Genomic DNA, 25,304 nt, shown 5'->3' with positions numbered 1-25,304 from the left:
GCCCGGACACAGTTTTCAAGCCAAGGAGCAAAGCCATGATCGACCATGCGAAGAAAGCCCTTCCACTTGTCGGCGGAAGCCTGTTGCTGGCGCTCGCGCTTTCGGGCTGCGACCGCCAGGCCGACCAGACGGTGCCGCCCGCGGCGAACAGCGTCGCCGCCACCCCGGTCCTGACCGACAGCGGCAACGCTGCAGACGCGGCGCCGATGGACGCGATGAGCAACCAGGCCGAGATGGAGCGGCATCACCGTCAGGCGATGGACCATGACGCGATGCGCGCCGGGGCCGGCAACCAGACCGCGCCGGCACCCGATCCCGCGCCGGGCAATGCGGCGATGCCGATGAAGGATATGTAGGCTCGCACACTAAGGGGATGAGGATGTCCAGGCGGATCAGCCTTCGACGCTTGAGCCTCGGCTGCGCAATCGCTCTCAGCCTGTCCGCGAGCGCGGGCGCGCAGGAGGGCGAGGATCATGCCGCGCATCATGGCGCAGGCATGCCGGCCGGCGGGGGCATGTCCGCACCGGCAGAGCCGGGGTCGTCGGACATGGCGAAGATGATGAACCCCATGATGGATCGCATGATCAATGGGGAAGGGGAGAATGAGCACGGCCACGAATCGCGCCGGACCGGCTTCATCTCGCAGCTGCTCGCCTTTCCCGCGCTTGACGAAGCGGCAAGGCAGCGGGTCGCTGCGCAGGCCGGCGAACGGGTAAGCACGGGTCTGGCGATGATCAACGCCGCCTCGGCCGACGGCGCGCGTGCGACCACGGTCTCGGCCCGGCTCGATGCGGCGCGGCGCCTGCGCGAGGGAACCGACCTGTTCCGCTCCGGCACCGCCGCGCAGGGCGCGATCGGGGGCTTGCAGCCGCCCCGGGAGGTCGGGCTTGCCTGGCTGCGCGATCAGCTCGACATCGACCAGGCCGCGCCCGGCCATGCCGATCACTGGTTCGGCATCTCGCCCTCGCACCTCCTTCTCATGCTGTTCCTGGGGCTGGTGAGCGCCACGCTTATCGCGCTGCAGATCTTCCGCCTGCGGCGGATCGGGGCGATCGCCGGCGGTGTCGCCACCGCCAAGGTTCCAGCAAAGCCGGAGCCGAAGGCTGCCCCTCCCGCTACCAGGGTTGCGCCCGCGCCTGCACCCGTTGCCGACAGCGCCGGGCTCGCGCCGAGCAATGCGGCCGCACCCGCTGGGGCGTCGCTGCGCAAGCCCAAAAGCTGGGCGGGGCAGCTGCGCGTGGTCCAGATCGTGCGAGAGACGCCGAGCGTGCTGACCTTCCGGCTCGCGGACCCGACCGCCGACCGGCTGCCGTTCGACTTCCTGCCGGGCCAGTTCCTGCAGGTCGAGGTAGAGCCCGAAGCGGGCAAGACCGCGCGCCGTTCCTACACGATCGCCTCTTCGCCGACCCAGCGGGCCTATGTCGAACTGACGGTCAAGCGCGAGGAGCAGGGCGTGGTCTCGCGATACCTGCACGACAAGGTCGTCGCCGACGATCTGCTGAAGGTCAGCGGACCGTTCGGCGCCTTCACCTTCACGGGAACGGATGCCCAGAGCATCGTGCTGATCGCGGGCGGGGTCGGCATCACCCCGATGATGTCGGTGCTGCGCTATCTCACCGACACCGCGTGGAAGGGTGATATCTTCTTCTTCTACGGCGCACGGTCGACCGAGGAATTCGTGTTCCGCGACGAGCTCGAGCGGCTCGAACGCCGTTTTCCCAACCTCCATGTCGTCGCCGCGATGCAGCGCGCGCCCGGCACCGTCTGGATGGGCCCCGAAGGGCCGATCACGCGCGAGATGATCCTGGCCGCGGTGCCGGAGATCGCGAGCCGGCGCATCCATATGTGCGGCCCGCCGGCGATGATGGGCGCGATGCGCGGCGTGCTGGCGGAACTCGGCGTCCCCGACGCGCAGCTGCACACCGAGGCGTTCGGTCCGGCCTCGCTGCCGGCCGACCACGAGGATCTCGAGGTCAAGCCCGCGCCCCCGCCAGCGGATAAGCCGGCCCCGAGCGCCGAGGTGGCGCCGAGCACGGTGACCTTCTCCGTGTCGGGGGTGTCGGCGGCCTTGCCCGCGGACGAGACCGTGCTGGAGGCGGCCGAGGGCGCGGGCGTCGAGATCCCCTATGCATGCCGTGCGGGCACATGCGGCGCCTGCGTGGTCAAGCTGCTGCAGGGCGAAGTGACGATGGAGGTCGAATCCGGCCTTGCGCCCGCCGACAAGGCGCAAGGCTATGTGCTCGCGTGCCAGGCGAAGGGGACGGGCACGCCGCTCGTGGTCGAAGCCTGATGCGCGAACGCAGCGACATTGCCGTGGGCCTGCTGGTCGCGTTCCTGCTGCTGTTCCCGTTCGGCTATCTCGTGCATGTGTCGCCCCGCTTTCCGGGTAGCCTGGCCGGCGGGATCATCGGGATCGCAGCGCTCGTGCTGATGCTGCTGACGCTTCCTTATGTCGCGGCCAAGCACATCGCCTGGGTCGACAAGGCGCTCTCCCGGGTCGTCAGCAAGCCAACCCTGCTCGCCATCCACATCTATGCCGGCGTGCTGGCGCCGATCCTGGGTCTGGTCCACGCCGCGCACAAGCTCGAAAGCCCGGTCGGCCTGCTTCTGACCGTCCTCCTGCTGATGACGGTCATCACCGGCTTCATCGGCCGCTACCTGCTTGCCCAGCTTGGTCGGGCGCTGCGCGGACGCAGGTCAGAACTGGCCTCGCTTCGCGCCGCCTTCCTCGAGGAGCCGGCGGCGCCGACGCAGGCCGATACCGCAGCCCCGCCGCTGTCGGGCTGGAAGCGCTATCTGTTCGTCGCCGGGGATGCGTCCGCGGGCCAGCGCCCCCAGGACAAGGCGGGGATCGCCGCAGCGCTGGCCGATACCGAATTCGCGATCCGTGCCGAAGAGGCAACCAACACCCTGTTCGCGCGGTGGCGGTTCCTGCACATCCTGCTGGGCTGTCTCATCTTCGCGCTGCTCGCGCTCCACGTCGGCGCGGCGATCTATTACGGGCTGCGCTGGCTATGAGCTGGCAGCGTCTTTCCTACGCCGTCTTCATCGCAGCCCTGCTGGTGATGGTCGCCGCGGTCGCGATCCGGATGCGATCGGACGCGCCGAGGGATGCCGGCCTGGTGGCGCAGCTCGTCTCGCCCGGCCCGCTCTCGAGCGCGCACCAGTCCTTTGCCGGCCAATGCACGGCCTGCCACACGCCGGGCAAGGGCGTCGAAACCCGGACCTGTCTCACCTGCCATGCGGGCACCGATTTCGGGACGAAGCAGTCGACGCAGTTCCACGCGAAAGCGACGCAGTGCACCTCCTGCCACGTCGAACATGAGGGAGAGCGCGGCATCATCCGCATGGATCACGCCGCGTTGCTCGACATGGCGAAGTGGCGGCAGCCTTTGGCGGGCATGTCGACAAACACTAGAAGCCTGACCCCCGAGACCGCGCTCAATTGCGCGAGCTGCCATGCGTTCCGCGATCCGCACCAGGGCCTGTTCGGCACCGACTGCGCGAGCTGCCACAAGACCGACAGCTGGAAGATCGCCAATTACCGCCATCCATCGGTCAATTCGACGCAGTGCGCCGAGTGCCACAAGGCGCCGCCCAGTCACTTCATGGAGCATTTCAGCATGGTCTCGCAGCGCGCAGCCGGATCGAAGGCGCGCGTCGACCAATGCTATGCCTGTCACGCCACCGACAGCTTCAACAATATCCGCAAGCGAGGCTGGTATGATCACCATTGAGGCCGACTGGCTGAGCGCCTTCTTCCGGCTCGCCGTGATCGGCCTGGAACTGGCGGGCACGCTGACCATCCTGGTCGGCGCGGGGCTCGCAACCTTTCTGTTTGCGCGGCGGGCGAGGGCGGGCGACCGAACCGAGGCCTATAGCACGTTCCGCTCGGCGCTCGGCCGCAGCATCCTGCTCGGCCTGGAATTTCTGGTCGCCGGCGACATCGTCAAGTCGCTGGTGATCAACCCGACGCTCGACGATCTCATCGTGCTGGCCGGGCTTGTGCTGGTGCGGACCTTCCTGAGCATCTCGCTCGGGGTCGAGATCAACGGTCACTGGCCCTGGGAGGAAACCCGGATGGCGCGGGAGAAGGCGCGTGCGGCGTCGGATGGGTCGCCGGCGACGGCTGAGGCCGCCGGATGCGGCACACCGCGCAAGGGATAGCCGATGGAGGGTGCATGATGATCGAGAGACGCGAATTGCTGATGGCGGGCGCCGGCCTTGCCGCCGCCGGAACGCTGGCTGCGCCGGCGGCGGGGCAGCAGCATCGAATGGAAGGGATGGCGATGTCGATGACGGACTGCATCGACGATTGCGTGGCGTCTCACCGCATGTGCCTGGAAACCGCCGCCTGGCTGACGAAGCAAGGCGGCGCGTCAGCCACGGCGTCGCTGATCGCCATGCTGAACGACTGTGCGGAACTGTGCCAGGCGACCGCCAACTCGATGCTGCGCGAATCCCCGCTCCATACCATCCTGTGTCGCGCCTGCGCTGACGCCTGCGAACGATGTGCGCGGGAATGCCTGAGCCACGTCGTGGACGAGCGGATGAAGCGTTGCTCGGCTACCTGCAAGGACTGCGCCGCCAGCTGTCGGATGATGGCGGACATGGCGAGCTGAGTTTCCTCGAACGCGCCCAGGCGTAGTGAGGTCAAGCAGCTCCAGCACCATTGAAGCGATCCGTCGGCTCTACAATGTGGGACCGCTGCGAAGCTGGGTCGTATGGGTGCGAAAGCGGGACTGGTTAAGGATCGGCGGTAGCGCTTCTAGACCAGCCAGGCAGCGATCGCGCCAACCACCGACTTGGTTTCGGCAACGTCGCGGACTCGCACGGTATCCAGCCCGAGATGCTTGGCCGGATAATCATTTCCGCCCGGGAAGATCGCGTCACCGAAGAAGATCATCTCGTCGAGTGCGACGCCGGTCTGCTCGGAAAGGCGCTTAAGGCCATAGGCCTTGTCTATCCCTTCGCGGGTGATGTCGATCGATGTCGCCCCGCCGATATTGATGGCAAAGCCTGGCAGCAACGGCTGGAGCAGGGCCTGCAATTTCTTGCGCTTGGCGTGATCGGGATCCCACGTGTCCTTGGCCTCGAGCGGCGCCTGCTGACCGAGCGCGGAGAATGTGATCTGGCTGCCGCGATCCTCGATCTGCTCGCCCCAGATGTTCTCGTTTGCATAGCCCGCCTGCTCGACCGCCTTGGTCAGTGCTTCGCGGATGCGCTGGCTTTCGTCGCCGGTGAACAGATCGGCATAGATACGCGTCCATTGGCCGTCGGCGTGACGATATAGCTTGGTGCCCGTGGTCGGCTGGATGATAAAATTGTCGAGCCGCGCACGGGCGGGCATGCGCGCCACCACCTGTTTCTCGAATTGCGGCCAGTCGCCTCCGGAGATGATCGCTACCATCGTCACGTCGAGCAGGCGGGTAAGCAGATCCGCCATTTCATCGTCGAGCGGCTGCTTGCTGAGCGCGAGCGTTCCATCGAGGTCGAAAGCGGCCAGTCGCTTCATGATGATCCTCCCACAAGCGGCAGCAGAAATGCGTCGATGGCATCGGCGATGCCATCTTTGTCGTTGCTGGTTGAAATGTAATGCGCTGCGCTACGGATCTCCTCAGGCGCCTTGCCCATGGCGTTCGTTAGTGCAACGTATGGCCCGCCCCGTCGGCAAGCGGTTTGTGTTGGATGTACTGAGCAGTCTGCGAAAACGTATCCGGCCTTTCGATGCGAGATCGTTGGCCAAGATGGAGATCCGCGCGTCCTGGTCCTCATAAAGGGGCCGGCATCGAGTGCCATTTTGCGCCATAGGGTTCCAAGACACCGGTCGACTGTCAGGCCATCTGTCACTTACCTCCCGCAGACGTCATCCAGTCGGTGCGAGGTGCATCGACCGAACTCATTCAGGCCGCTTGCGCAACCGGATTGAAGGTGCGCTCGTGGCGGAGCAGCGCCCAGACTATACGTGCCATCTTGGCAGCCAGGGCGACCACGACGGTGTTGGCGTGGGAGCGCGCAAGCAGACCGCGCAGCCAGGCGCCAAGGCGTGTGTCACTCTTGCTCATCGTTGGTAACGACGAACGCGCTCCCTGGATAAGGATCTTGCGAAGATAACGGCTACCGCGCTTGCTGATTCCCAGCAGTCGCGGCTTGCCCCCCGTTGTCGCTTGTCGTGGTACCAAGCCCAGCCACGCGGCAAGATCACGGCCACGCCCGAAAGTGCGGGCATCGCCAACTGCGGCCACAAGCGCGGTCGCATTAAGCGCCCCGATGCCGGGTATGGTCAGCAGGCGCCGCGTGCGCTCGTCCTCCTGCGCCGCTTGGGTGAACTCGGCATCGAGATCGCCGATCCGCTCGTCGAGTGCGGTCCAGCGCTGCCGCATATCACTTACAAGCCGGTGGATGCGGCAGCCAAGCACTGGCTCGTCTGCGTCAAGCAACTCGGCAAGCCGGACGGCGAGCTTTGCACGGCCTTGGGGTACGATGTGGCCACGTTCCAGAAGCAGGCTCCGAATCTGGTTCATTAGCGAAGTGCGTTCACCGACGAGCTGATCACGAATGCGATGCAGCGTCTGCATGTCCAGCTGTTCTTCGGACTTCAGCTCGACAAATCGCATAGTCGGCCGTGTCGCAGCTTCCGCGATCGCCTCGGCATCGCGGTCGTCATTCTTCTGGGCCTTGACGTAGGGGCGGACATACTCAGGTGACATCAAGCGAATGGTATGCCCCTGCCGCTCCAGCGCACGGCCCATGTGATGCGCACCGCAGCAGGCCTCCATGGCCACGACGCACGGCGGCAGAGTGCCTGCATATGCGATGACCGTCTCGCGCCGCATTCGCCGGCGGACGACGACCTTCCCGGTTGCATCCAGACCAACCACGCTGCAGCTGTTCTTGCCCAGATCTACTCCAAGAACCGATACGTCCATGACCGTCGCTCCTTCCTAAATCCCTCCCGCTGCTACGAGATGATAGCGGTTCGGTTTAGGGGCGGGCCATCCATAAAGGGGGAGCGACTTGAGGAAAAAGTTGGGTGAAACCCGTAACGATCATTTCAAGACAAACGATACGTAGCATCGTAGGAATCGCCCAGGTTTCAGCTATGCTGAGCGGCATCTTATTCTGATATCGAACGACGAATTCGACAGCCGAGGACAGTGAGACTTGCAGGTGAGACGCCAGAAGCAGAGACTGCGCGACTTGATGGGCGCGTGGTCGCCTGAGGCCGTCTTCAGCAAGACCGGGAAGTTTCGCGTAGAAAGCCTTCGGAAGACCCTCACCAATTTGCAGGATCGCGCGCTGGATCTGATAGTCGTTGTCGAGTAGCCATTCGGCTGCGGCGCTGCCGCGCTGGTCGGCTTGCGTGGCTGCCTGGCGGGCTCGAGCCAGCCAGTCTTTCATGGCGTCGAGATGCGCCCAGATGGGAAGAGGCGCTGAGCGACCGATCAATCCTGTCAGCTGATGGCGTGTGGCGGTCTCGTCGGCCGCCCCCGAAATAGGGTCGGTCCCCTCAATATCGGCCATGATCAGGCTTGGGCGGCGAGGGGTAGCCGGAGGCAATTATGCCCTACGGCGATCTGCGCTTTTCCCGAGCGGATTGTCGCAGGCGTTACGAGCATTGGTACATTGCAATGCGTCATCAGGTAGGAGGCGACCGTTCCATAGGGTACGTCGGAAACATGCCGATGGCTGTGGCCGCGCGCGGGCAGGACGGCAATATCGGCCCTCTCGCGCTGAATAAGATCGCACAGCACCTCGCGTACATCCTCGCCACGGATCGAAATCGTACGCATTCGTAGACCGGACGCCGAGAGGTTGGATTTCGTTCGATCCAGGTAGCTGCGTGCTGCTTGCTCATTTCGCTCTATAAGGGCTTGTTGAAGCTTCTTGTCCTCGACTTCCAGGGGCCGTGCCTCGATCATCTCGGGCGTAGGGACGACATGGACGAGCAGGAGTTCCGCTTCCGAGGCCTTCGCAAGACGCACAGCTAGGGGCAGCACGCTCTCAGCCCAACGAGAGCCGTCAAGCGGCACCACAACCCTTCTGTAGGGCGCTGCCGGAAGCGGGGCCTCTACCGGTACGAGCAGGACCGGGGCTGGCGTCTGCATGAGCACCTTGTGCACGGTTGCCCCCATGCCCGGGCGACCGGCCTCTTGCCTGCCTCGTCTTCCCAGTACGACCATGCCGTCGTCGCACTCTCGGACAAAGCGGCAAATTTCCTCCGCGGTTTGGCCTTCGGCCAATTCGATGGAGGTTTTGGTTGGAGGTGCGCTGGTCGCGGCGGCGCATCGATCGAGGGCGCGCAGGGCTTCGCGCCGCCGGAGGTTACATTCAATCGGGTCTGGACGAGAGCGCGTCGAGCCCTCGCCGTCAAGTACTTGTAGCAGGGTAATAGGGACGTCGAGCGTTGTCGCGAGCGCACGAGCGTGTGAGTAGATCCACGCATCATGATCGGAGCAATCGATACAGGCGACAATCCCGGACTGCGGTCGGGGGGACGCCTGCGCCAGAGCTGGAAATGCTGAAGCGGCTGATATCAAATGCTCCTCTTGCCTTGGATCTCCATCGAATTCGTGGCGGCTAGGACAGCGGGAACAACCGGCATTTCGGCCTGGCGTCCCCTCCCGTAGGGGTCACCAGAACGCTTGAAGCGCGCGGAATCTCAGGATTCAGCCCTTTTTTACCGCTGCTTGTACAGTAGACTTGTACAGCGAGACGGTATGAAAAAGACAAAAACCCCAGGACTCTACGTTCACCAAAACGGCGTCTATTACCTGCGCCGAGAGATCCCCGAAGCCCTGCGCAGCCAGTTCGGCGGCAAGTCCGAGTGGAAACAGTCGCTCGGCGTTCGCGACTATGAAGCCGCAAAGCAGCTGTTCGCGGCCGAAGATGCCAAGTGGCAGGCCCGAAAGAAGGTCGCCCTCGCCGCCCTCGGGCCGGACGCCGCGCCGATGACGGCCGAGCGAGCAGCGGACATCGCGGCCGAGTTCCTGCTCGGGAATCGGCGCGATGCTGCTTCGGTCAGGAAGGCGTCCGACCGCGCGGCCTTTGCGCTCGCCTTCGTCGCGGGCCACATCGAGATCGAGCAGACCGCCAAACAGAACCAACTGGCTGACGACGTGGAGTTCGGCCCCGACGGGACGGTCGCGGACGCCCGGGCGATGCCCTTCCCCGATCCGATCGAGGCGTTGCGGCAGGAGTTCGAACGCGGAGATTACAGCCGGGCGAGCATCATCCTTCCCGAAGTGCGCGAGTTTGCCGGTTTGCCCGACAAGCAGCCCGGCCGCCGCGAATCGCGTCTCCTCGCAGAAGCCTTGCTAGCCGAGCTCCTGAAGCCCGAGGTTCACAAGAATCCCACCAGCGTCGTGCCGGCCACCTGGGCTGCCCAGCTGGCGGCAGCGCCGCCGCCGGCCTGCGGCACCATGCGGGACGCCTATGAGCTGTGGAAGGAGTTCCAGGGCCCCAGCAGCCAGACTGCAGGCGAGTATCTGGTGGCCGTGAATCGGTTTCACGATCTGTTCGGCGACATGCCTCTGACGGCCGTCACCGCGCGGCATGGCCGGATTTTCCGCGACGCTCACATGGCGATCCCGGCGTACCTCACCAAGGATGAGCGCAGGCTCTCCTTTCACGATCTCTACGTCCATTTCGACCGGGTCGGACGCGAGGACCGTCCCGCGCTCTCGCCGGCATCGATCAAGAAGTATGTCGGCGGCCTTTCGGCGATCATCTCCTCTGTCCTGGAAGAATATGATCTGGACGGAAACCCGATGGCTCGCATCCGCATGATCGGGGAGAAGCGCGGGCGGGTGGTCGCCCAGACGGAGCGTCGACCGTTCACGGACGCGCACATGCACAAGATCTTCGCCTCGCCCATGTTCACAGGCTGCGCGGGCGAGGCGGATTTCCGGCGCTGCCTGCCGGGCGAGGAGGTCTATGCGGACGATCTCTACTGGGTGTTCCTGCTGGCGGCTGCCACCGGAGCCAGGATCGAGGAGCTCGGCCAGCTCCTTGTCAGCGACGTGAGGACCGAGAAGGGCATCCACTATCTCTGGCTGGATAACCTGGGGGATGATCAGGAGCTGAAGACCGACAGCTCGAGGCGCCGGGTGCCCTTGCACCCGAAGCTGATCGAGCTCGGCTTCCTGGAGTGGGCGCGGCGGGGTCGCCAGCCGGACCAGCGGGTGTTTCGGGACGTGAAGCTCAATTCCAACGAGAAGCTGACGCACAATCTCAGCCGGCGTACCAACCGCTATCTCGACCGGATCGGCATCGATGAACGCAACTACGTGTTCCACAGCTTCCGCCACAAGTTCAAGGACGAGTGCCGGGACGCCGGGATCTCGAAGGAGATCCATGACCAGCTGACCGGGCACTGGAGGCCCGATATCGGCAGCAAATACGGCGATGGCGCACCGCTCACTCGCCTCGCTCGTGAGGTGGCCAAGCTCGAGCTGCCCTACTTCCCCGCGCCGGTGGCTCGGCGGGAGGCCGCCTGACGAAGATGCGCGGCGAACAGGCGTTCGCCGCTCACAAGTGGAGCAAATGAACAAGCGGGAAGCTGCGACTTCCTGAAGAGATGAAAATCGAAGGGAAGCCTAGGAGCCGATCAAACGGATCGGCTCCTCTCCAGCAAGAGGGTTTTCCCTGATGAACTATACCGAACCGCACTATGAAGGCTCGCGCACGTCCTCCAGCGTCCTGCGCCACACTCTGAAAATCCTGCCGCACCCGATGGGCCGCGCCGTCGCTTATGGCCTACCTGCCGGATCCATCCGCCTCAGCCAGGCTGGACTGATCCTCGCCGCCACTCCCTGTACCTATCCGCTCTTCCGCGAGGCGATGGAGCGTGCGGCAATGAAAACGGGCTGCGACGTCCTCCTGGCGCGGCACGGCCTCCATCCGGAGGTTCTGGATCCGGTGCTGTGGGATGCGGTGATCTGGAGCGGCGATCAGACGATCATGCTCCCCGATCTCATTCTTTATTCGGGGAATGGCGACCATTGGCTCGTGCCGTCCCGCAAGGGCGCCCACGTCCGAATGGCCGCTGATGGTCTGCATATCGAGGCGGAGCCAGATTTCGTCACCTGGCAGGAGCGCTGCGACGGCGTGTGCCGCGCGGCCAAGGAGATCATCAAGGCCACGCGCGGAACGGAGGTGCTGTGATGCCGGTCAGGAAGCACAACGCACCGCCAGGCCTCGATTACGATCCGATCACCGGCGAGGAGCAGAACATCTCCTATGGGGTGGTCGGCGCCGATGCTGGTCAATCTCAGCCGCGTCGCAGGCTGGAGGATGTGATTGGTCGGCGCCTCTATCCGACCGACAGGCCGGCTGTCGGCACGAAGTGGAACGATCCGACAGCGGAGCGGTGGGATGTCCTGCTGCCGCGGGGGGCGCCCGATGAATTTCGCGATCCCCAGCGAATGTGCGAGGCCTTTCACATCAACGACGATGGAGCCATCAAGCACCTTGCAGCCGTGATGACCTTGAAATTTCCGGAGGCAGACAGCATACCTTCCGAGATGCGCCTGCACGAGGTCTGGGAGCTGTCGCGAGGCTTCGGACTCCTGCTTGCTCTCCAGCTCGAGGTGGCGGCTGTTGCCGTTCTGCATGTGCCCGGAAGGCATTGGGGGCATGGTGTGCCCCACTGCCATCTGATCTGCCCGGTGCGGACGGTGCGACCCGGCTCGGGCTTCTCGACGTTCGTCATGCCCCTCATCAACGGTGAGGAAGGCCGCTACCGGCTCGGCAGATCGAGGCGATCCTCTTCCTCGTCGCGCACGTAGATCGGGGCAGCAAGTCCGGCATAGACCTGTGGTCCGGCCCGGCGATGCAGATGCGAATGATACCAGTATAACGAAGCGCGCTGGCGTAGTTCGAAGGACGGGCTTCAGCGCTCACCGGGCCGTATGAGCTGGTGCGGCCCGCCATCCGCTGTGGCGGGAAGTTCGAAACCATGCCAGTGGACGGTCGCATCTTCGGCAAGCTTGTTGTCGATGTGAAAGCGAACCTGTTCGCCGCGGCGCATTTCGAGGGTCGGGCCGAGATAGGATGCGTCGATACCGATCGTCGGAGACGGAGTGCCGGGCACGAATTCTTTCTCGCCCGGTGTCAGGGACAGGCGAAAGACACGCTCGCCCCGTTCGATCGTTCCTGCTTGTAGCGGAGGAATAGCAAGGGGACTGCTTGCGCCTGATCGATCGAGCGACATCTTGCCTTGCGTGTCGCAACCCAGCAGCGGCAGCGCCGCGAAACCCGTCGCCGCGAGGCCGGCGCTTTTCATGAAGTCGCGGCGATCCTGAAAGTTGGGCCTGTCGATACCTGGCATATTCACCTGTTTTCGCGTGGGAGGCACCGGCGCAACCGAGCGCCTCCCACCCACCGTCCTATCGCGGCGTTACCGAGGTAACGACGCTGCCTTCGGTTCCAGTACGAAATTCAAAGGCTATCCCCTCACCGACACTGACCTGTTCGAGGATTGGTTCGTCGGCTTCGAAGGCCATGGTCATCGCGGGCCATCCGATACTTTCGACCGGACCATGCTCGATGGTCACGGTGCCCGCCTCGGAATCGATGGCTGTTACCGTTCCCTCCGCGCTGGCGCTCTGCTCGCCGCCGGTCTCTTCCGCCATCGGCATTTCGCCTGACATGGGCATGCTGTCCGAGTTCGCCATGTCGTCAGACATCATGGTCTCTGAGCTGTCGTCTGCAGCGTCGCAGGCTGCAAGCGCCAGCGGTGCCGCGAGCAGGATCATGTAGGTTGGGGTACGCATTCTTCTTCTCCTTGAGAATTGGCCGATTTTTCCGGACGGGGGCGCCGCAACAACAGATAAGCGGCGGGAAGCAGGAACATGGACAGGAGCGGCGCGGTAATCATGCCGCCGACCATCGGCGCGGCGATGCGGCTCATGACTTCCGAGCCCGCGCCGGTGCCGATCAGGATCGGAAAGAGACCGGCAAGGATGACTGCGACGGTCATCGCCTTGGGCCGCACGCGCAGGAGCGCGCCCTCCCGGATGGCCTCGTCCACTTCTTCGGCGCTCAGGTCAGCTTGTCGCCGTTCCAGTGCGGCTTTCAGGTAGATCAGCATCACGACGCCGAATTCGGCGGAGACGCCGGCGAGCGCGATGAAGCCTACCGCAGTCGCCACCGACTGGTTGTAGCCCATCAGATAGAGCAACCAGTATCCGCCCGTCAGCGCAAAGGGCAGCGTGCCCATGATCAGCAAGGCTTCGTCCCAGCGTCGGAAAATGAGATAAAGCAACAGGAAGATGATCGCGAGCGTCGCGGGAACCACGATCTTTAGTCGCTCATAGCCGCGCGTCAGATATTCGAATTGGCCCGCATAGGACAGACTGACGCCGGCAGGCAGATCGACGCCCGCGGCGACGGCCTCCTGAAGATCGGCGACCACCGAAGTAAGATCGCGGCCCCGGACATCGACATAGATGTAGCTGGTCAGACGACCCTGCTCGCTCTTGAGCATCGGCGGACCGTCGCTGACGGCGATACGGGCGACAGTGCCGAGCGTAATCTGTTGGCCGGACGGCGTCAGAACCGGCAGGGCCCTGAGTTCATCGACGCTGTCTCTGATTTCGCGGGGATAGCGCACATTGATCGGATAGCGCGCCAGCCCCTCGACGGTCCGTGCGACATTGGCGCCGCCTATTGCACCAGAGACGATCTGCTGGATGTCGGCAATGTTGAGTCCGTATCGCGCGGCCGCCATCCGGTCGATATCGACATCGACATAGCGACCGCCCGACAGCCGCTCGGCCAGCGCGGAACTCACGCCAGGCACGGTCTTGGCGATACGCTCCACATCGAGTGCAACGCGTTCCAGTTGATCGAGATCGTCGCCTGACACCTTGACCCCGATCGGGCTCTTGATTCCGGTCGCGAGCATGTCGATCCGGTTGCGGATCGGCGGCACCCAGACATTGGCGAGGCCCGGCACCTGGACGACCCGGTCGAGTTCCTCGACCAGCAGATCGGGCGTCATTCCCTCGCGCCATTCTTCGCGGGGCTTGAAGCGGATCGTCGTTTCGAACATCGTCAGGGGAGCCGGATCCGTCGCCGTATCGGCGCGCCCCGCTTTACCGAACACCGTTTCCACTTCCGGGACCGACTTGATCAGGCGATCGGTGCGCTGCAGCAGCGCCGACGCCTCGCCGGGGGAAAGGCCGGGCAATGCACTCGGCATATAAAGCAAATCGCCTTCATCGAGCGGCGGGAGGAACTCGCCGCCAAGCCGGGTGAAGGGGATCGCGGTGGTCAGAAAGATCAGCGCCGCGATCGCCAGCGTTGCCTTGGGGCGCCGCATGACCCAGTCGAGCCCCGGACGATAGATTTTCGTCAGCCAGCGGTTTAGAAAATTGGAATCTTCCGAAGGGATCTTCCCACGGATCAGCCAACCCATCATCACCGGCACCAGCGTTACCGAAAGAATGGCCGCGGCAGCCATCGCATAGGTCTTGGTGAAAGCAAGCGGTGCAAATAACCGCCCTTCCTGCGCCTGCAGGGTAAAGACCGGTAGGAACGACAGCGTAATGATCAGCAGGCTGAAGAACAGCGCCGGTCCCACGTCCTTCGATGCATCGGCGATGATCCGCCAGCGTTCCTTCACCGCGAGCACGGTATCGGGATTCTCGTGTTCCCATCGCTCGAGATGCTTGTGCGCGTTCTCGATCATCACAACGGCGGCATCTACCATCGCACCGATCGCGATGGCTATTCCACCCAGCGACATGATGTTGGCATTGACGCCCTGGAAGCGCATCACGATGAAGGCTGCGAGCACGCCCAAAGGCAGGGTGATAATGGCGACGAGTGCCGAACGCGCGTGCCAGAGGAACAGTGCGCATACGAGCGCCACGACAATAAACTCTTCGATAAGCTTCGTGGTGAGGTTCTCGATCGACGCATCGATGAGCTGGGATCGGTCGTAGGTCGTGACGATCTCGACGCCTTCGGGAAGGCTTGCCTGCAACTCATCGAGTTTGAGTTCCACGGCCTGTATTGCGCTTCGCGCATCCGCCCCCTGGCGCAGGACGATGATGCCGCCGGCAACCTCGCCTTCGCCATTGAGCTCGGCGATGCCTCGGCGCAGTTCGGGGCCGACCTGGATCGTCGCTACGTCGCCCAGCGTGACCGGAACGCCGCCGCTCACCGCGCGCAGCGGGATCGCCCTGAAATCGTCGAGGTCGCCGAGATAGCCCGAGGCACGCACCATATATTCGGCTTCGCCCATCTCGACGATCGAGCCGCCCGCTTCCTGGTTGGCGGCCTGGATTGCGCTCACGATCTCGGCGTGAGTCACGCCGAGCGATGCCATCCGGTAAGGTTCCAGCACGACCTGGTATTGCTTGACCATTCCGCCGACGCTGGCGACCTCGGCAATGCCGGGAATCGTCTTGAGCTCGTAGCGCAGGAACCAGTCCTGCAGGCTGCGCAGTCCGGCAAGGTCGTGCCCGCCGGTCCGGTCGACGAGCGCATATTCGTAGATCCACCCCACACCGGTTGCATCGGGCCCAAGCGTGCTCGTGACGCCATCGGGCAGGCGGTTCTGCACCTGGTTGAGATATTCGAGCACGCGCGAGCGTGCCCAGTAGAGGTCGGTACCGTCCTCGAAGATGATATAGACATAGCTGTCACCGAACATCGAATAGCCACGGACGGTTTTCGCCCCCGGCACCGAGAGCATGGTCGTTGCCAGGGGATAGGTGACCTGTTCCTCGACGATCCGGGGGGCCTGACCCGGATAGTTTGACCGGACCACAACCTGCACATCGGACAGATCGGGCAACGCGTCGACCGGCGTCGTGCGCACCGCCCAGAAACCGGCCAGCGTTACCGCGACGGCGGCGAGAACGATAAACAGGCGGTTGGCGATCGAGGCATCGATTATCCGAGCAATCATTGTCCGGCCCTCGTGATAGACTCGATCCGGGGGCCGGCATCCTGCTGGGTGAAGGTGAAGCGCACCCTGTCTCCCGTCTCGAGCCCGCGCATTTGCGCCGCGCTCTTCGTGCGGAAGGTCATGGTCATCGCGGGCCAATCGAGCCGGGGCACAGGACCATGCCGCAGCGTCACCGAACCATTGGCGATCGACTGGATCGTGCCGGTGGCACCGAAGGTCGCTGGTGCGTCCTCGCCGCCGGTGGAAGCGTCATCTGCCTGATCTATCGGACGGACGTCCAGTCCGGTGAGGCTTGCTTCGGAATCGAGCAGGAACTGACCCGATGTCACGACCTGGTCGCCTGCCGACAGACCGGCCAGCACTTCGGTCCTTCCACCCGCTTCGCGGCCGATCCGGACCTCGGCGGGCATGAAACCGCCCTCGTCCTGCTTCACCATCACGATGGTTCGACGTCCGGTCCTGATAACCGCTTCGGACGGTACCAGCAGCGCGCGGCGTGTGTCCGGGGTCAGCGAGACCTGTGCGAACATGCCCGGCTTGAGGCGCCCGGATGCATTGGGCAGTTGCGCACGAACGGTGATCGTACGGCTTGCATCCTGCGCGCTCGGCAGGATAGCGATGATGGGCCCGGAGAAGCGTTCCTCGGGGAATGCGGTCAGCGTCGCGCTGACAGGTTGCCCGACGCGGACAGTCGCCGCCTGCCTTTCAGGCACCGCGGCTTCGAGCCAGATCGGTGAGAAACCGGTTATCTCGGCGAGCGTCTGTCCGGCCATGACTGTCATTCCCGGACGCACGCCGAGCGATGTGATGGCACCTCCAATCGGCGCGGTAACGGTGATCGTGGACTGCGGACGTCCATTGCGCCCTACCGATGAGATCAGGCCTGGAGGCATGCCCAAAAGGCGCATGCGTTCGCGCATGGCCTGCGCAAGTTCTTCATCACCGCTGTTCAGGACGGCCAGATACTCCTGCTGCGCTCCGCCCCATTCGGGAACCAGGATATCCGCGAGCGGCGCGCCCCGTCCAACGACATCGTCGGGCGCGCGGCCGTAGGTTCTTTGTACATAGCCTCCGGCACGTGGCTGGACGATCGCGACGTCGCGTTCATTGTAGGCCAGAACGCCTGTGACGGTTATTTCCGGCTCGAGGACGCCGTACTCGGCTTCAGTGGTGCGGATGCCGAAATTCTGCACCAGGCCGGGATCTATCCTGACGCCTGCAGTGGCCTCCTCGCCCGCGCACTTGGGCACCAGCTGCATATCCATGAAGGGCGACTTGCCCGGCTCGTCGAAGTGCTGCCCCGGCACCATCGGGTCGTACCAGTAAAGGACCTCCTCGCATTCGGTCGCACTGCCGCCCGCGTCGCTTGCACCACCCTGGCCTTCGCCGAGCTGCGAGAGACCATAGCCGGCGGCAAGACTGATGAGCGCGACCGTGCCTGCCATCATCCAGGATTTCTGGCGCGGCGACAGCCTGTCCCACGCGGCTCCCATTGCGGGTCTCATCGGCCATACTCCCCATAAGTCAGTCGCAGGTTCGCGGCGGCCTCGACGGACGCCTCTTCGCGTTGCAGAATTTCCACCCGCAGCATGGCGAGCGTTTTGATGGCGTCGATGATGTCGAGCAGATCCGCGCGGCCTGCGGCAAAGCTCGCGCGTTCGAGGTCCACGCGGCTTTCGGCAAGAGGGAGCAGTTCGTCCGTCGCGCGCTGCCATTGTCGATAAGCGCTGCGCCATGCGGCGAGATCGGTCTCGAACTGGGCTTCGAGTTCACGGAGCCGGTCTGCTCTGGCCGACTGCGCCGCCGCCGCCTCGGCGTCGGCGGCGGCTACACGCGGGTTTTGGCGCCGGTCGGCGAAAATCGGGAGCGTGATCGAACCCATCACCGAGACGACATCGCCAAAGTCGGGATCGCGCCTTCCATAGCTCACATTGACGCCGAAATCCGGACGCCTTTCCGATCGGGCAAGATCACTTCGCGCTTCCGCTTGACGAACCTGCGCAAGCGCCACGACAAGTTCCGGATTGCTTTGCAAACTTGCCCGCAAACCTTCGGGATCGAGATCGGGCGAAGGCGTGGTTCCGGTCGCGATAGCGTTCGTCAGAGCGGTATAGCGCGACAGCATGGCTTGCGCGGCCTCTCGGTCGGCTTCAATCTTGGTCCGCATATCTTCGACCTCGAGCACGGCACGGCGTATTTCGAGACTTTCGGCGGGTCTGGCCGAACCGGCGGCTACAGAACTGCGCGCGAGTGGCACGAGCCCCCCGATTTCAGCAAGCGCATCGTCGGCCACGGTCAGAGCCCGTTGGGCGTAAGCCAACGAGATCCATGCCTTTCCTGCGCTGACGCACACCCTGTAACGGGTTTGAATCAACTGTGCTGCGGCAAAGTCGATGTCGGCGTCCGCCATTCCAGACCGGGCCCTGCGCTTTGCGAGATTGGGAATCTCCTGTTCGATTCCGACTTGGATCTGCGTGGGAAGCTGGCGACCCAGATCAAACGCGGCCGGCCCGCTTACCGGCAGGTTCTGGATGCCCGCGCGAAGGCGCGGGTCAGGCAGTTCATCGGCAGCGTCGGCGATCTCGCGCCGGGCGTCCAGTCGCAGCTCGCTTGTTCGAACCTGCGGCTGGTCGCTAGCCGCTGCTCGCAAAGCTTCTTCATAGCCCACCGACTGGGCATTACTTGCCGGCGCAATGGCCAGCAGGACCGGAAGCGCGGTCCAGCATACTCGTTTCATGATTGTTCATTCCGCAAAAGGAGCGCGTCAGGCACGCGTTCCGGATCACCGGCCCGCGTCGAGCGCAGGCCGTTCATCCAGAGGCAGGAGCGCGCAGGCTTAAGCCTGCACGCGGGTCATGCCGGAAATTGCGGAGGTGGCGGTTCTGGCCCCAGCCTTGGGGCGGCGAGCGAATTGGAGATCAAACCGCTGAATTGAGCAGCCTGCGCCGGTAAGTCTTCGGAAAGGGTCGCATCAGCGCCGGGAGCGAGCGGCGCAATGCACCCGAGCGCCACCAGACAATCCAGCCGAAGGTTCTTGCAAGGTGCGCTGCCGTCATCTTCCGTGGAAGTCGCGCCCGCCATCGTTTCCATCTCTGCGCAGGCCGGATCGCCTGCGTCGACGACCTGAGGAAGAGCAGAAGCATGCGCGGCCGACTGGACGAATAGCCCGCAGGCGATCAATAACAGTCCTAGGGTACGCAAGGCTCGCATCACACTCACCTAGAGCTTTGCCGCTTTTAAGACAAGGTCATGCAGCCTGCGGAGAGTCTCAAAATTATCGTGACCCCTCCCGATTGTCGCCGTACGTGTCTCGAACATGCCGCCTCCTCCTCAGTCGATTCCCAGTTCGGCTTTCAGCGCTGTCATGCTTTCGAAGCGGTCTTCTTCTGGGCGGGCTATTGCGGGCTTGGCGTTGACCCAGGTGTTCTCGCAGACGAATTCGAGCATCGCTGCCGCAAGATCCGCGTGCCGGCAGCGAAAGCAACCTTCGGCAAGGCGCTCGTCGGAAATGACGGCTTCACCGGTATAGGGTTCGTCCAGGAGCCAGCCCGGTCGCGCAGCCGTCCATTCCAGGCCTTTCGCGCGCTCCAGAAGATCTTCCATTGCGCGCATCTGTGCGAGAATTTTGTGCAAGGCTGGTCTTGCTGTGAGCTCGAACCATGCAGGAACGCTGGACTGCGCCTCTACGAACGCTGCCGATATCACGACGATCCGGGAAATGCCGGTTGCCGACATCGCTTCCACCAGCCTGCGGGTTCCCTCCGTGTAAAGCGGAGGCGGATCGATCGCCGTCGATGGACTAAACCCTATACCGAGTGCGGAAATAACAGCACGGCAACCTTCGAGCTCGCTGCTGAAGTCGTCATTGAGTACATCGCATTGGAAGTACTCGACGTTATCGACCCGGTCCGATGGTTCGGGCAAGGTGTGCTCGAACGCTCGAACCGCGATGCCCTTGCGAACCGCATGGCGCAGTATTTCCGTACCGGTCTTTCCTCCGGCACCGAAGACCGCAATGGGTGCTGCATCGGTCACAGGCTCTGCTGCCACTGTCGTACCTCATTATGAATCTGGCCGCGCGTGCCGGGCCCGTCGTGATCATGGAGCGGGCGCCAACGCACGCTGGCGCCCGCTCGCTCGTGTTCACGCCTCGCTGTTGCCGCAGGTCGTGTACCCCCAGAACCCGAACTCGTCCTTCATCCGAGGTCCGGCGACGATGAGTTCCTGCATCTGCAGGCCCGCGTCTCCTTCGTCATCGAGAAGGCGCGTGCGGATACGAAGCTCACCATTCGCATACTCACCCGAGGCGCTTGCTGTGACAGGGATCAGCTTGCCGTTGATCTTGATCGCGCCGCCACCGCTGTTGTCGTAGACGAACGACGGAAACGCGACCTCAGTCAGGCGAAACTGACACGTGTTCTCGGCTCCCAGCGTGGCGAGGTCCGCGTCGCTCATGGTCTCGGGCAGCATGAGGCCCGGGCTGAGGTTGGCAAGAGCGCTCGCAGCACTCTCTATCGGCGCCGCAGTTGCCGGGGGATCGAGCTGTGCTTCGCGATCATTGCCGACCGCGGTATTGGTGTTGCAGGCCGCCAGAGGGAGGGCTGCAAGCGTCAGGATTGCGATCTTGTTCATTGCTGCATCTCCTCGGGCAGGCGTTCTTCGGTGCGCGGACCGTTTTCCTCGATGTCCTGGATGAGATATTTCATCTCGGCGATCTCGCGCCGCTGCGCGACGATGATGGCCTGCGCGAGTTCGCGAACCCGCGGATCCTTCAGGCTCGCCCTCTCGCTAGTCATGATCGCGATCGAGTGGTGCGGGATCATCGCGGCCATGTATTCCGTATCGTCCACCGTGGTCTGGCTGCGTACGAGCCATAGCGCGAGCGCGAAGACGACGGCTCCGACACCCAAGATGATGAAGTTCTTGGTCCGGTCCTTGTACATGCCCCACATGAAGAGAAGCATGACCACCATCATCATCGCGCCCATGACGAACATCATCCAGAAGCGCGTCTCGCTCCAGAAAACGTCGTCCATGTCGAAGCTGTTGGCATACATCAGGAAGAACATGATCACGGTCGAGGTCGATACCATTGCCATGAACCGCCAGTAGTTGCCGCCCCCTCCACCTTTTTCGTGTGCATCGTGCCTAGCTTCAGCCATATCAATTCTCCTTTTCGCTCATGGTTTGATAGACATATTGGGCGGTGCAACTGATCATCAGGAACCCGGTAAGGGCGGCGATGCCGGAAATGGCGCGCATGTGCCCGGCGGGCAGAATATCGCCGAGACCGACCGTCGAGATCGTGATCAGCGCGAAGTAGTAATAATCCATCCAGCTGTTGATGACGTCCTTCTCGAGCCCGCCAAGGCCCCAGACGGAAGCGAGATACATTCCGCCCGCGAATATGCCGGCGATGACCAGATGGCTGAGAAGAACGAGGCTGGAGCCTGCAAGCAGCCGGAAATGGCGTGGGTCCTTGCCTGGCGGAGAAACGGCTTTCGCCCCGCGCAGCATCAACATGTGGAAGTAGAGAGAGATCGCGAACAGCGCGAAACCGAGAAGCAGTGCCCAAATCATAGCGAGACCCAACCCAGGGCCTTGGCACCCATCCAAAGACCCATACCGATCATGAACAGGTTCTCGGTCAACGATACGAAGCCGAGCGGCACGTTGCTGCTTCCGCCGACGCAAGCGCATTTCAACTCGCGCTTGTCGATGTAGACCGCCTTGAACACGCTGACCGCGCCGACCGTCCCTATGAACAGCGATACCGGAACCGAGACGATCGGAAGCGCGTGCGCGACCATTAATATTCCAGCCAAACCCTCACCGAACGGATATAGAAATCCATATCGTACCCAGCGTCGCGCCAGCAGATCGTAGTTGAGGAACATGGTCGAGAAGCTGCGCACGTCCTGCAACTTCTGGATCGCGAGCAAGGCCATCGATAGGCTGACAAACCATTCGACCGCTTCCACCGTGAAAATCGTGTCGAAAACGTACCAGCTAATTGCCAGACCCAGGAGGAAAGCGACGCCGAAAATGGCAATGACGGGCTGGTAGCTGGTCTCGTCATCACCGGCTTGCGTTCTTTTCTTGCCGACATGCTCACGGACATCGTCGTAACCTCCGATGCGCTTCCCGCCGATGAAGGTTTGGGGGGTGGTTTCTACCCCATGCTGCTCTTTGAACGCATCGGTCTCCTCGCGCGTTTTCAAATGGTGGTCGTCCACCTCGAAACCTTCGCGTTTGAGCAAATCGACCGTTTTCAATCCATACGGACAAACGTGGTCCGGCATGACCATTCGGTAAACGGTGGCAGTTTTAGTCGTCACGATATGCTCCGTCTTGAATTTCTTTTGATCCGCGAACTTGGCGCCTCGATCCTCGTCGGCTTTTGGTCGCTGCCTTTGCGCTCGTGTTCTACTAACGGGGTCACCGCCTCTCTTCCGCCGGTCTTTCTGAAGCGGAGTCCATCGCTTGCGAACGCCTGGACAAATAGAACCATTCGGCGATGAAAACGGCGGCAATGCCTGCGACCGCATAGGCGACGACCGCAGGGTCGGTTTTGAGCTTGGCGAAGGCAAAAGCGGTCAGGACTACGCTGTCCGCCACGAGTGCCGACCATAGCACCCAGGCACGCGCACCGATCTCTTCCCGCAAACCGCGCAGCACGCCCCAATGCACAAGCATGTCCATTACGAGATAGAAAAATGCTCCGAGCGAAGCGATCCGCGACAGATCGAACAGGACCGCGAGCGTGCCGGCAATCACTACGGTATAGACCAGCATGTGACTGCGGATCGGTCCGCTCATGCCGAAATGGCTATGCGGGATCATCTTCATCTCGGTCAGCATCGTCAGCATTCGCGAAACGGCGAAAACACTGGCGATGACACCCGAGGTCGTGGCTGCGATCGCGATTGCGACTGTGAAATAGAAGCCAAGCTCTCCGAGCGCGGGGCGCGCAGCTGCCGCAAGAGAGTAATCGCGCGCCTCGGCTATTTCTGAAGTGCTGAGGCTGGCGCCGACCGCCACCGCGACGAGAAGGTAGACGACCACGCATACTGCGATCGAAATGATAATGGTTCTGCCGACATTCCGATGCGGATCGATGATTTCGCCGCCGCTGTTGGTGATGGTGGTGAAACCCTTGAAAGCGAGGATCGAGAAAGCGACCGAAGCGAGCAACGCGTCGAGGCCCGAAAGCGCGACCGGCTCTGCGAAGGCACCGCCTGAAAATCCGGTGGCCCAGATCGCCGCAATTGCGAACAGGGCGATGCCGCCGATCTTGATTGCCGACATAATGAGCGAAAACCCGCTGACCGATTTGTTGCCGGCAGCATTCACGAAATAGGCGAAAACGATGAGGGCCAGTGCCGCGACGGAGACCAGAATGCCGCTGCTTTCGAGCCCAAAGGGCCGCAAGGCATAGGTCGCGAAGGTCCGAGCGACCAGGCTTTCGTTGATGACCATCGACAGCGCCATCAGGAGCGATGCCGATGCTGCAACGACGCCCGGTCCGTAAGCCTTCTGAAGGATCATCGCGATGCCGCCAGAGGAGGGCCAGCGGTTCGACATCTTGATGTAGCTGTAGGCGGCAAGCGAGGTAACCAGCGCGCCGACTATGAAAGAAAGCGGAAATAACGGTCCAGCCAGTTCGGCAATCTGGCCGGTCAGTGCGAAGATACCTGCGCCAATCATGACGCCGGTCCCCATCGCGACACCGCCCAGCAACGTTATCGAGCCCGCATTCTCGCTATGTTGATCGTCGCCATCTGTCTGCAAGTCTTTCCCCTGTCTATGTCATCCCGTCCGAGAAGCATCACGACAAGCAGTACGTTGGGCAGAGGTTCACCCCTTAAAAAGATCCAGCATTTCTGACCGAGCTTTTGACTATCGCATTTCTCCTATTTCGTGCGTGCTGCAATCATACAAATTGGAAGGGTCCGGGACTGTGGGGGCAGCCAGCCCGGACCCGGCGAGAAGTTCGACAGGCTTCTGTGTCGCTTCCCGCAATTAGTCCTCATCGCCTGCAACCTTTCATGCCGACGCATGGAGTGGCTTCACCCCCTTACGGAAAGGACGCGAAGACGCTCTGTCCGGTTGGGCCAAAGGCGATGACGTCGTAAGGCTGGATCCGGTTTCCGGCCTCCATGCCGGGCGATCCCAGAGGCATTCCCGGAACCGCGAGGCCGGCAACGCCGGCGAGCCGTTCGCGCAAAAGCTTGGCGACGGCTTCTGCAGGCACGTGACCTTCGATGATGTATCCATCGACCTCCATCGTATGGCATGACCATAACTCTTGGGGTACGCCCCGCGCGGTCTTGATCGCCGCCATGTCGTTGCTGTCGACCGATGCCACCTTCGTGTTCATCCCGTCTTCGACATGGCCTGCCCAGTTGAGACAGCACCCACATCCTGGATCCCGGAACATCGTATAGGTCGCTGCCTGAGCCACGTTCGAACAGGCTGCCAGCACGAGCAAGGCCGCGCCGCTAATCGATCGCCGGAGCAGCGAAGGCTTTTTCAAATTCATTGTGCAATTCCTTTCTTGTATCCGCGCCATAGCGAGATCGTCCCGGTTGCCGTCGGGAACCGTTGGAGCAGGCATGGCTCGGTGAAGATTTCGGCGAACAGTTTTTCGACTTCGCCGTCGGCGCTGGGCTGCGTGTCGCTTATGCCGTCAAGAGACTGGACGGTCGCCCGGAAGAGGCTCCGCATGAGTGGGCTATCCTGCTTCATATAATCGGAGATCAACACGGTTCCGCCTGGCACGAGCAAGCTTTCGATGGTTTCCGGGATTGTCTGCTTCTTGCGCAAGGGGACCTGGTGCAGGACGAGGCTGCTGACGATCTTGTTCGGCTGCCACCCTGCGGGTAGCTTGAGGCTTTCGAGAAAGCCATTGTGCCATTTCACGAGATCGGCTCCCGCGCCAAACTTGCGCCGCGCAAGCGCGAGCGCATCCGGGTCGGGTTCGACACCGATCAGACCCGCTTCCGGACAATCCGTCATCAAGGCCTTGAGAAGAGTGCCGGTTCCGCTGCCAACATCGATCACCCGGTCGCCGGGGACAAGGTGCAGCTCTTCGACAATCCTTTGGCGCCAGAGATGTTCGCGGGTGAACAGACCGATCGCCCGGTCGTAAAGCGGCGTCAGAAAGCTCTTGCCAAGAAGAGGCGTAAATTCGCCGTGATCTTCAGGTGCGGTGATATTGCTCACGAGTTGGTTTCCATTCATCCCGGGTTCGACCCGATTCTGACAGACCCGTCTCGATTACGTATGGTGGTGGACATTCCCTCAAAACGTATGGCCCGCCCCGTTTGCAAGCATGATTTTGAGGTGATCTGATCAGTCTGCGTCAACGTATACGGTCTCA

Annotated in this window: 27 protein-coding genes and 1 pseudogene; 9 read left to right on the top strand and 19 right to left on the bottom strand. The window is 62.8% G+C overall.

Annotated features, from left to right (window positions below; all coding sequences use genetic code 11):
- The first annotated feature begins 35 nt into the window (after window positions 1–35).
- Genes LL253_RS18660 through LL253_RS18635 form a run of 6 tightly spaced genes read left to right on the top strand, consistent with a single transcriptional unit; the run spans window position 36 to window position 4,622 of the window.
- Window positions 36–356: a hypothetical protein gene (locus tag LL253_RS18660; RefSeq protein WP_007406382.1), complete on the top strand. Its 321-nt coding sequence runs from the start codon at window positions 36–38 to the stop codon at window positions 354–356.
- Window positions 357–379: 23 nt separating this feature from the next.
- Entirely contained in the window at window positions 380–2,290 is a 1,911-nt protein-coding gene (locus LL253_RS18655) for a 2Fe-2S iron-sulfur cluster-binding protein (RefSeq protein WP_013039106.1), read from the top strand.
- Window positions 2,290–3,018, top strand: a complete 729-nt coding sequence (locus LL253_RS18650) for a hypothetical protein (protein WP_007406424.1) — start codon at window positions 2,290–2,292, stop codon at window positions 3,016–3,018. Before LL253_RS18655 ends, LL253_RS18650 begins: the two co-directional genes overlap by 1 nt.
- The gene (locus tag LL253_RS18645; RefSeq protein ID WP_007406380.1) at window positions 3,015–3,737 is read left to right on the top strand and encodes a hypothetical protein; all 723 of its coding nucleotides are present in this window, start codon (window positions 3,015–3,017) and stop codon (window positions 3,735–3,737) included. Before LL253_RS18650 ends, LL253_RS18645 begins: the two co-directional genes overlap by 4 nt.
- Window positions 3,724–4,167, top strand: a complete 444-nt coding sequence (locus tag LL253_RS18640) for a DUF1622 domain-containing protein (RefSeq protein WP_007683337.1) — start codon at window positions 3,724–3,726, stop codon at window positions 4,165–4,167. The genes LL253_RS18645 and LL253_RS18640 overlap by 14 nt, the downstream gene beginning before the upstream one ends.
- A 14-nt stretch (window positions 4,168–4,181) precedes the next feature.
- Window positions 4,182–4,622 (top strand): four-helix bundle copper-binding protein, encoded by a 441-nt coding sequence (locus LL253_RS18635; RefSeq protein ID WP_228222242.1) that lies wholly within the window; start codon window positions 4,182–4,184, stop codon window positions 4,620–4,622.
- Between the two features lie 146 nt (window positions 4,623–4,768).
- Here the strand turns inward: LL253_RS18635 and LL253_RS18630 are convergent, their stop codons facing one another.
- From LL253_RS18630 to LL253_RS18610, 5 genes are all read right to left on the bottom strand, one after another.
- Window positions 4,769–5,515: an HAD-IIB family hydrolase gene (locus LL253_RS18630; protein ID WP_228228112.1), complete on the bottom strand. Its 747-nt coding sequence runs from the start codon at window positions 5,513–5,515 to the stop codon at window positions 4,769–4,771.
- Window positions 5,512–5,634 carry an HAD hydrolase family protein gene (locus tag LL253_RS18625; RefSeq protein ID WP_009824012.1) on the bottom strand — a complete coding sequence of 41 codons (123 nt, stop codon included), beginning with the start codon at window positions 5,632–5,634 and terminating at the stop codon, window positions 5,512–5,514. Before LL253_RS18625 ends, LL253_RS18630 begins: the two co-directional genes overlap by 4 nt.
- A 269-nt stretch (window positions 5,635–5,903) precedes the next feature.
- Window positions 5,904–6,929 (bottom strand): IS110 family RNA-guided transposase, encoded by a 1,026-nt coding sequence (locus tag LL253_RS18620; protein ID WP_009824011.1) that lies wholly within the window; start codon window positions 6,927–6,929, stop codon window positions 5,904–5,906.
- Between the two features lie 55 nt (window positions 6,930–6,984).
- Window positions 6,985–7,524 (bottom strand): hypothetical protein, encoded by a 540-nt coding sequence (locus LL253_RS18615; protein WP_009824010.1) that lies wholly within the window; start codon window positions 7,522–7,524, stop codon window positions 6,985–6,987.
- 2 nt (window positions 7,525–7,526) lie between these two features.
- A complete protein-coding gene (locus LL253_RS18610; protein ID WP_083784943.1) occupies window positions 7,527–8,540 on the bottom strand; it encodes a universal stress protein in 1,014 nt (337 codons plus the stop codon).
- Window positions 8,541–8,720: 180 nt separating this feature from the next.
- Here LL253_RS18610 and LL253_RS18605 point away from each other — a divergent pair, with 180 nt between their 5' ends.
- The 3 genes from LL253_RS18605 to LL253_RS18595 all read left to right on the top strand — a co-directional run bounded on the left by LL253_RS18605 (window position 8,721) and on the right by LL253_RS18595 (window position 11,789).
- Window positions 8,721–10,499 (top strand): site-specific integrase, encoded by a 1,779-nt coding sequence (locus LL253_RS18605; RefSeq protein ID WP_228222243.1) that lies wholly within the window; start codon window positions 8,721–8,723, stop codon window positions 10,497–10,499.
- A 151-nt stretch (window positions 10,500–10,650) separates the two neighbouring features.
- Window positions 10,651–11,166, top strand: coding sequence for a hypothetical protein (locus tag LL253_RS18600; protein ID WP_009824005.1), 516 nt, complete (start codon window positions 10,651–10,653; stop codon window positions 11,164–11,166).
- Window positions 11,166–11,789, top strand: a complete 624-nt coding sequence (locus LL253_RS18595) for a hypothetical protein (RefSeq protein WP_050763084.1) — start codon at window positions 11,166–11,168, stop codon at window positions 11,787–11,789. Before LL253_RS18600 ends, LL253_RS18595 begins: the two co-directional genes overlap by 1 nt.
- Here LL253_RS18595 and LL253_RS18590 read toward each other — a convergent pair.
- From LL253_RS18590 to LL253_RS18525, 14 genes and pseudogenes are all read right to left on the bottom strand, one after another.
- Window positions 11,741–12,214, bottom strand: a pseudogene (locus LL253_RS18590) (multicopper oxidase domain-containing protein). The gene LL253_RS18595 and the pseudogene LL253_RS18590 overlap by 49 nt on opposite strands.
- Window positions 12,215–12,389: 175 nt before the next feature.
- Window positions 12,390–12,776 carry a copper-binding protein gene (locus LL253_RS18585; RefSeq protein WP_228222244.1) on the bottom strand — a complete coding sequence of 129 codons (387 nt, stop codon included), beginning with the start codon at window positions 12,774–12,776 and terminating at the stop codon, window positions 12,390–12,392.
- Window positions 12,755–15,922, bottom strand: coding sequence for an efflux RND transporter permease subunit (locus tag LL253_RS18580; protein ID WP_009824002.1), 3,168 nt, complete (start codon window positions 15,920–15,922; stop codon window positions 12,755–12,757). The genes LL253_RS18585 and LL253_RS18580 overlap by 22 nt, the downstream gene beginning before the upstream one ends.
- Window positions 15,919–17,415 (bottom strand): efflux RND transporter periplasmic adaptor subunit, encoded by a 1,497-nt coding sequence (locus LL253_RS18575; protein ID WP_009824001.1) that lies wholly within the window; start codon window positions 17,413–17,415, stop codon window positions 15,919–15,921. The genes LL253_RS18580 and LL253_RS18575 overlap by 4 nt, the downstream gene beginning before the upstream one ends.
- A gap of 8 nt (window positions 17,416–17,423) precedes the next feature.
- On the bottom strand, window positions 17,424–18,659 hold the full coding sequence (locus tag LL253_RS18570; RefSeq protein WP_009824000.1) for a TolC family protein: 1,236 nt from the start codon (window positions 18,657–18,659) through the stop codon (window positions 17,424–17,426).
- Window positions 18,660–18,775: 116 nt separating this feature from the next.
- Entirely contained in the window at window positions 18,776–19,132 is a 357-nt protein-coding gene (locus tag LL253_RS18565; RefSeq protein WP_144400834.1) for a hypothetical protein, read from the bottom strand.
- Between the two features lie 120 nt (window positions 19,133–19,252).
- A complete protein-coding gene (locus LL253_RS18560; RefSeq protein WP_009823999.1) occupies window positions 19,253–19,957 on the bottom strand; it encodes an NAD(P)-dependent oxidoreductase in 705 nt (234 codons plus the stop codon).
- 108 nt (window positions 19,958–20,065) lie between these two features.
- Window positions 20,066–20,554, bottom strand: a complete 489-nt coding sequence (locus tag LL253_RS18555) for a DUF6692 family protein (protein ID WP_009823998.1) — start codon at window positions 20,552–20,554, stop codon at window positions 20,066–20,068.
- On the bottom strand, window positions 20,551–21,015 hold the full coding sequence (locus LL253_RS18550) for a DUF305 domain-containing protein (RefSeq protein WP_008603933.1): 465 nt from the start codon (window positions 21,013–21,015) through the stop codon (window positions 20,551–20,553). The genes LL253_RS18555 and LL253_RS18550 overlap by 4 nt, the downstream gene beginning before the upstream one ends.
- Before the next feature lie 70 nt (window positions 21,016–21,085).
- Window positions 21,086–21,502: a potassium channel family protein gene (locus LL253_RS18545; protein WP_008603934.1), complete on the bottom strand. Its 417-nt coding sequence runs from the start codon at window positions 21,500–21,502 to the stop codon at window positions 21,086–21,088.
- Window positions 21,499–22,230, bottom strand: coding sequence for a glutaredoxin family protein (locus LL253_RS18540; RefSeq protein ID WP_009823997.1), 732 nt, complete (start codon window positions 22,228–22,230; stop codon window positions 21,499–21,501). Before LL253_RS18540 ends, LL253_RS18545 begins: the two co-directional genes overlap by 4 nt.
- A gap of 130 nt (window positions 22,231–22,360) precedes the next feature.
- Window positions 22,361–23,713: an APC family permease gene (locus LL253_RS18535; protein ID WP_009823996.1), complete on the bottom strand. Its 1,353-nt coding sequence runs from the start codon at window positions 23,711–23,713 to the stop codon at window positions 22,361–22,363.
- Between the two features lie 286 nt (window positions 23,714–23,999).
- The gene (locus LL253_RS18530; RefSeq protein ID WP_228223035.1) at window positions 24,000–24,464 is read right to left on the bottom strand and encodes a DUF411 domain-containing protein; all 465 of its coding nucleotides are present in this window, start codon (window positions 24,462–24,464) and stop codon (window positions 24,000–24,002) included.
- Entirely contained in the window at window positions 24,461–25,165 is a 705-nt protein-coding gene (locus LL253_RS18525) for a class I SAM-dependent methyltransferase (protein ID WP_009823995.1), read from the bottom strand. Before LL253_RS18525 ends, LL253_RS18530 begins: the two co-directional genes overlap by 4 nt.
- Window positions 25,166–25,304: the final 139 nt, after the last annotated feature.

It is taken from the genome of Sphingobium soli, assembly GCF_020782245.1.
In the GTDB taxonomy this organism is placed as follows: Bacteria; Pseudomonadota; Alphaproteobacteria; order Sphingomonadales; family Sphingomonadaceae; genus Sphingobium; species Sphingobium soli.
This window is presented reverse-complemented; position numbering and strand designations above follow the sequence as displayed.

Excerpts from the sequence above, each read along its gene's own strand:
- LL253_RS18580 (WP_009824002.1), bottom strand. The coding sequence starts at position 15,922 with ATGATTGCTCGGATAATCGATGCCTCGATCGCCAACCGCCTGTTTATC.
- LL253_RS18530 (WP_228223035.1), bottom strand. The coding sequence starts at position 24,464 with ATGAATTTGAAAAAGCCTTCGCTGCTCCGGCGATCGATTAGCGGCGCG.
- LL253_RS18595 (WP_050763084.1), top strand. The coding sequence starts at position 11,166 with ATGCCGGTCAGGAAGCACAACGCACCGCCAGGCCTCGATTACGATCCG.
- LL253_RS18660 (WP_007406382.1), top strand. The coding sequence starts at position 36 with ATGATCGACCATGCGAAGAAAGCCCTTCCACTTGTCGGCGGAAGCCTG.
- LL253_RS18575 (WP_009824001.1), bottom strand. The coding sequence starts at position 17,415 with ATGGGAGCCGCGTGGGACAGGCTGTCGCCGCGCCAGAAATCCTGGATG.
- LL253_RS18570 (WP_009824000.1), bottom strand. The coding sequence starts at position 18,659 with ATGAAACGAGTATGCTGGACCGCGCTTCCGGTCCTGCTGGCCATTGCG.
- LL253_RS18640 (WP_007683337.1), top strand. The coding sequence starts at position 3,724 with ATGATCACCATTGAGGCCGACTGGCTGAGCGCCTTCTTCCGGCTCGCC.
- LL253_RS18620 (WP_009824011.1), bottom strand. The coding sequence starts at position 6,929 with ATGGACGTATCGGTTCTTGGAGTAGATCTGGGCAAGAACAGCTGCAGC.
- LL253_RS18550 (WP_008603933.1), bottom strand. The coding sequence starts at position 21,015 with ATGGTATCGACCTCGACCGTGATCATGTTCTTCCTGATGTATGCCAAC.
- LL253_RS18555 (WP_009823998.1), bottom strand. The coding sequence starts at position 20,554 with ATGAACAAGATCGCAATCCTGACGCTTGCAGCCCTCCCTCTGGCGGCC.
- LL253_RS18600 (WP_009824005.1), top strand. The coding sequence starts at position 10,651 with ATGAACTATACCGAACCGCACTATGAAGGCTCGCGCACGTCCTCCAGC.
- LL253_RS18615 (WP_009824010.1), bottom strand. The coding sequence starts at position 7,524 with ATGGCCGATATTGAGGGGACCGACCCTATTTCGGGGGCGGCCGACGAG.
- LL253_RS18605 (WP_228222243.1), top strand. The coding sequence starts at position 8,721 with ATGAAAAAGACAAAAACCCCAGGACTCTACGTTCACCAAAACGGCGTC.
- LL253_RS18545 (WP_008603934.1), bottom strand. The coding sequence starts at position 21,502 with ATGATTTGGGCACTGCTTCTCGGTTTCGCGCTGTTCGCGATCTCTCTC.
- LL253_RS18585 (WP_228222244.1), bottom strand. The coding sequence starts at position 12,776 with ATGCGTACCCCAACCTACATGATCCTGCTCGCGGCACCGCTGGCGCTT.
- LL253_RS18630 (WP_228228112.1), bottom strand. The coding sequence starts at position 5,515 with ATGAAGCGACTGGCCGCTTTCGACCTCGATGGAACGCTCGCGCTCAGC.
- LL253_RS18635 (WP_228222242.1), top strand. The coding sequence starts at position 4,182 with ATGATGATCGAGAGACGCGAATTGCTGATGGCGGGCGCCGGCCTTGCC.
- LL253_RS18650 (WP_007406424.1), top strand. The coding sequence starts at position 2,290 with ATGCGCGAACGCAGCGACATTGCCGTGGGCCTGCTGGTCGCGTTCCTG.
- LL253_RS18565 (WP_144400834.1), bottom strand. The coding sequence starts at position 19,132 with ATGCGAGCCTTGCGTACCCTAGGACTGTTATTGATCGCCTGCGGGCTA.
- LL253_RS18645 (WP_007406380.1), top strand. The coding sequence starts at position 3,015 with ATGAGCTGGCAGCGTCTTTCCTACGCCGTCTTCATCGCAGCCCTGCTG.
- LL253_RS18655 (WP_013039106.1), top strand. The coding sequence starts at position 380 with ATGTCCAGGCGGATCAGCCTTCGACGCTTGAGCCTCGGCTGCGCAATC.
- LL253_RS18625 (WP_009824012.1), bottom strand. The coding sequence starts at position 5,634 with ATGGGCAAGGCGCCTGAGGAGATCCGTAGCGCAGCGCATTACATTTCA.
- LL253_RS18525 (WP_009823995.1), bottom strand. The coding sequence starts at position 25,165 with ATGAATGGAAACCAACTCGTGAGCAATATCACCGCACCTGAAGATCAC.
- LL253_RS18540 (WP_009823997.1), bottom strand. The coding sequence starts at position 22,230 with ATGGTCATGCCGGACCACGTTTGTCCGTATGGATTGAAAACGGTCGAT.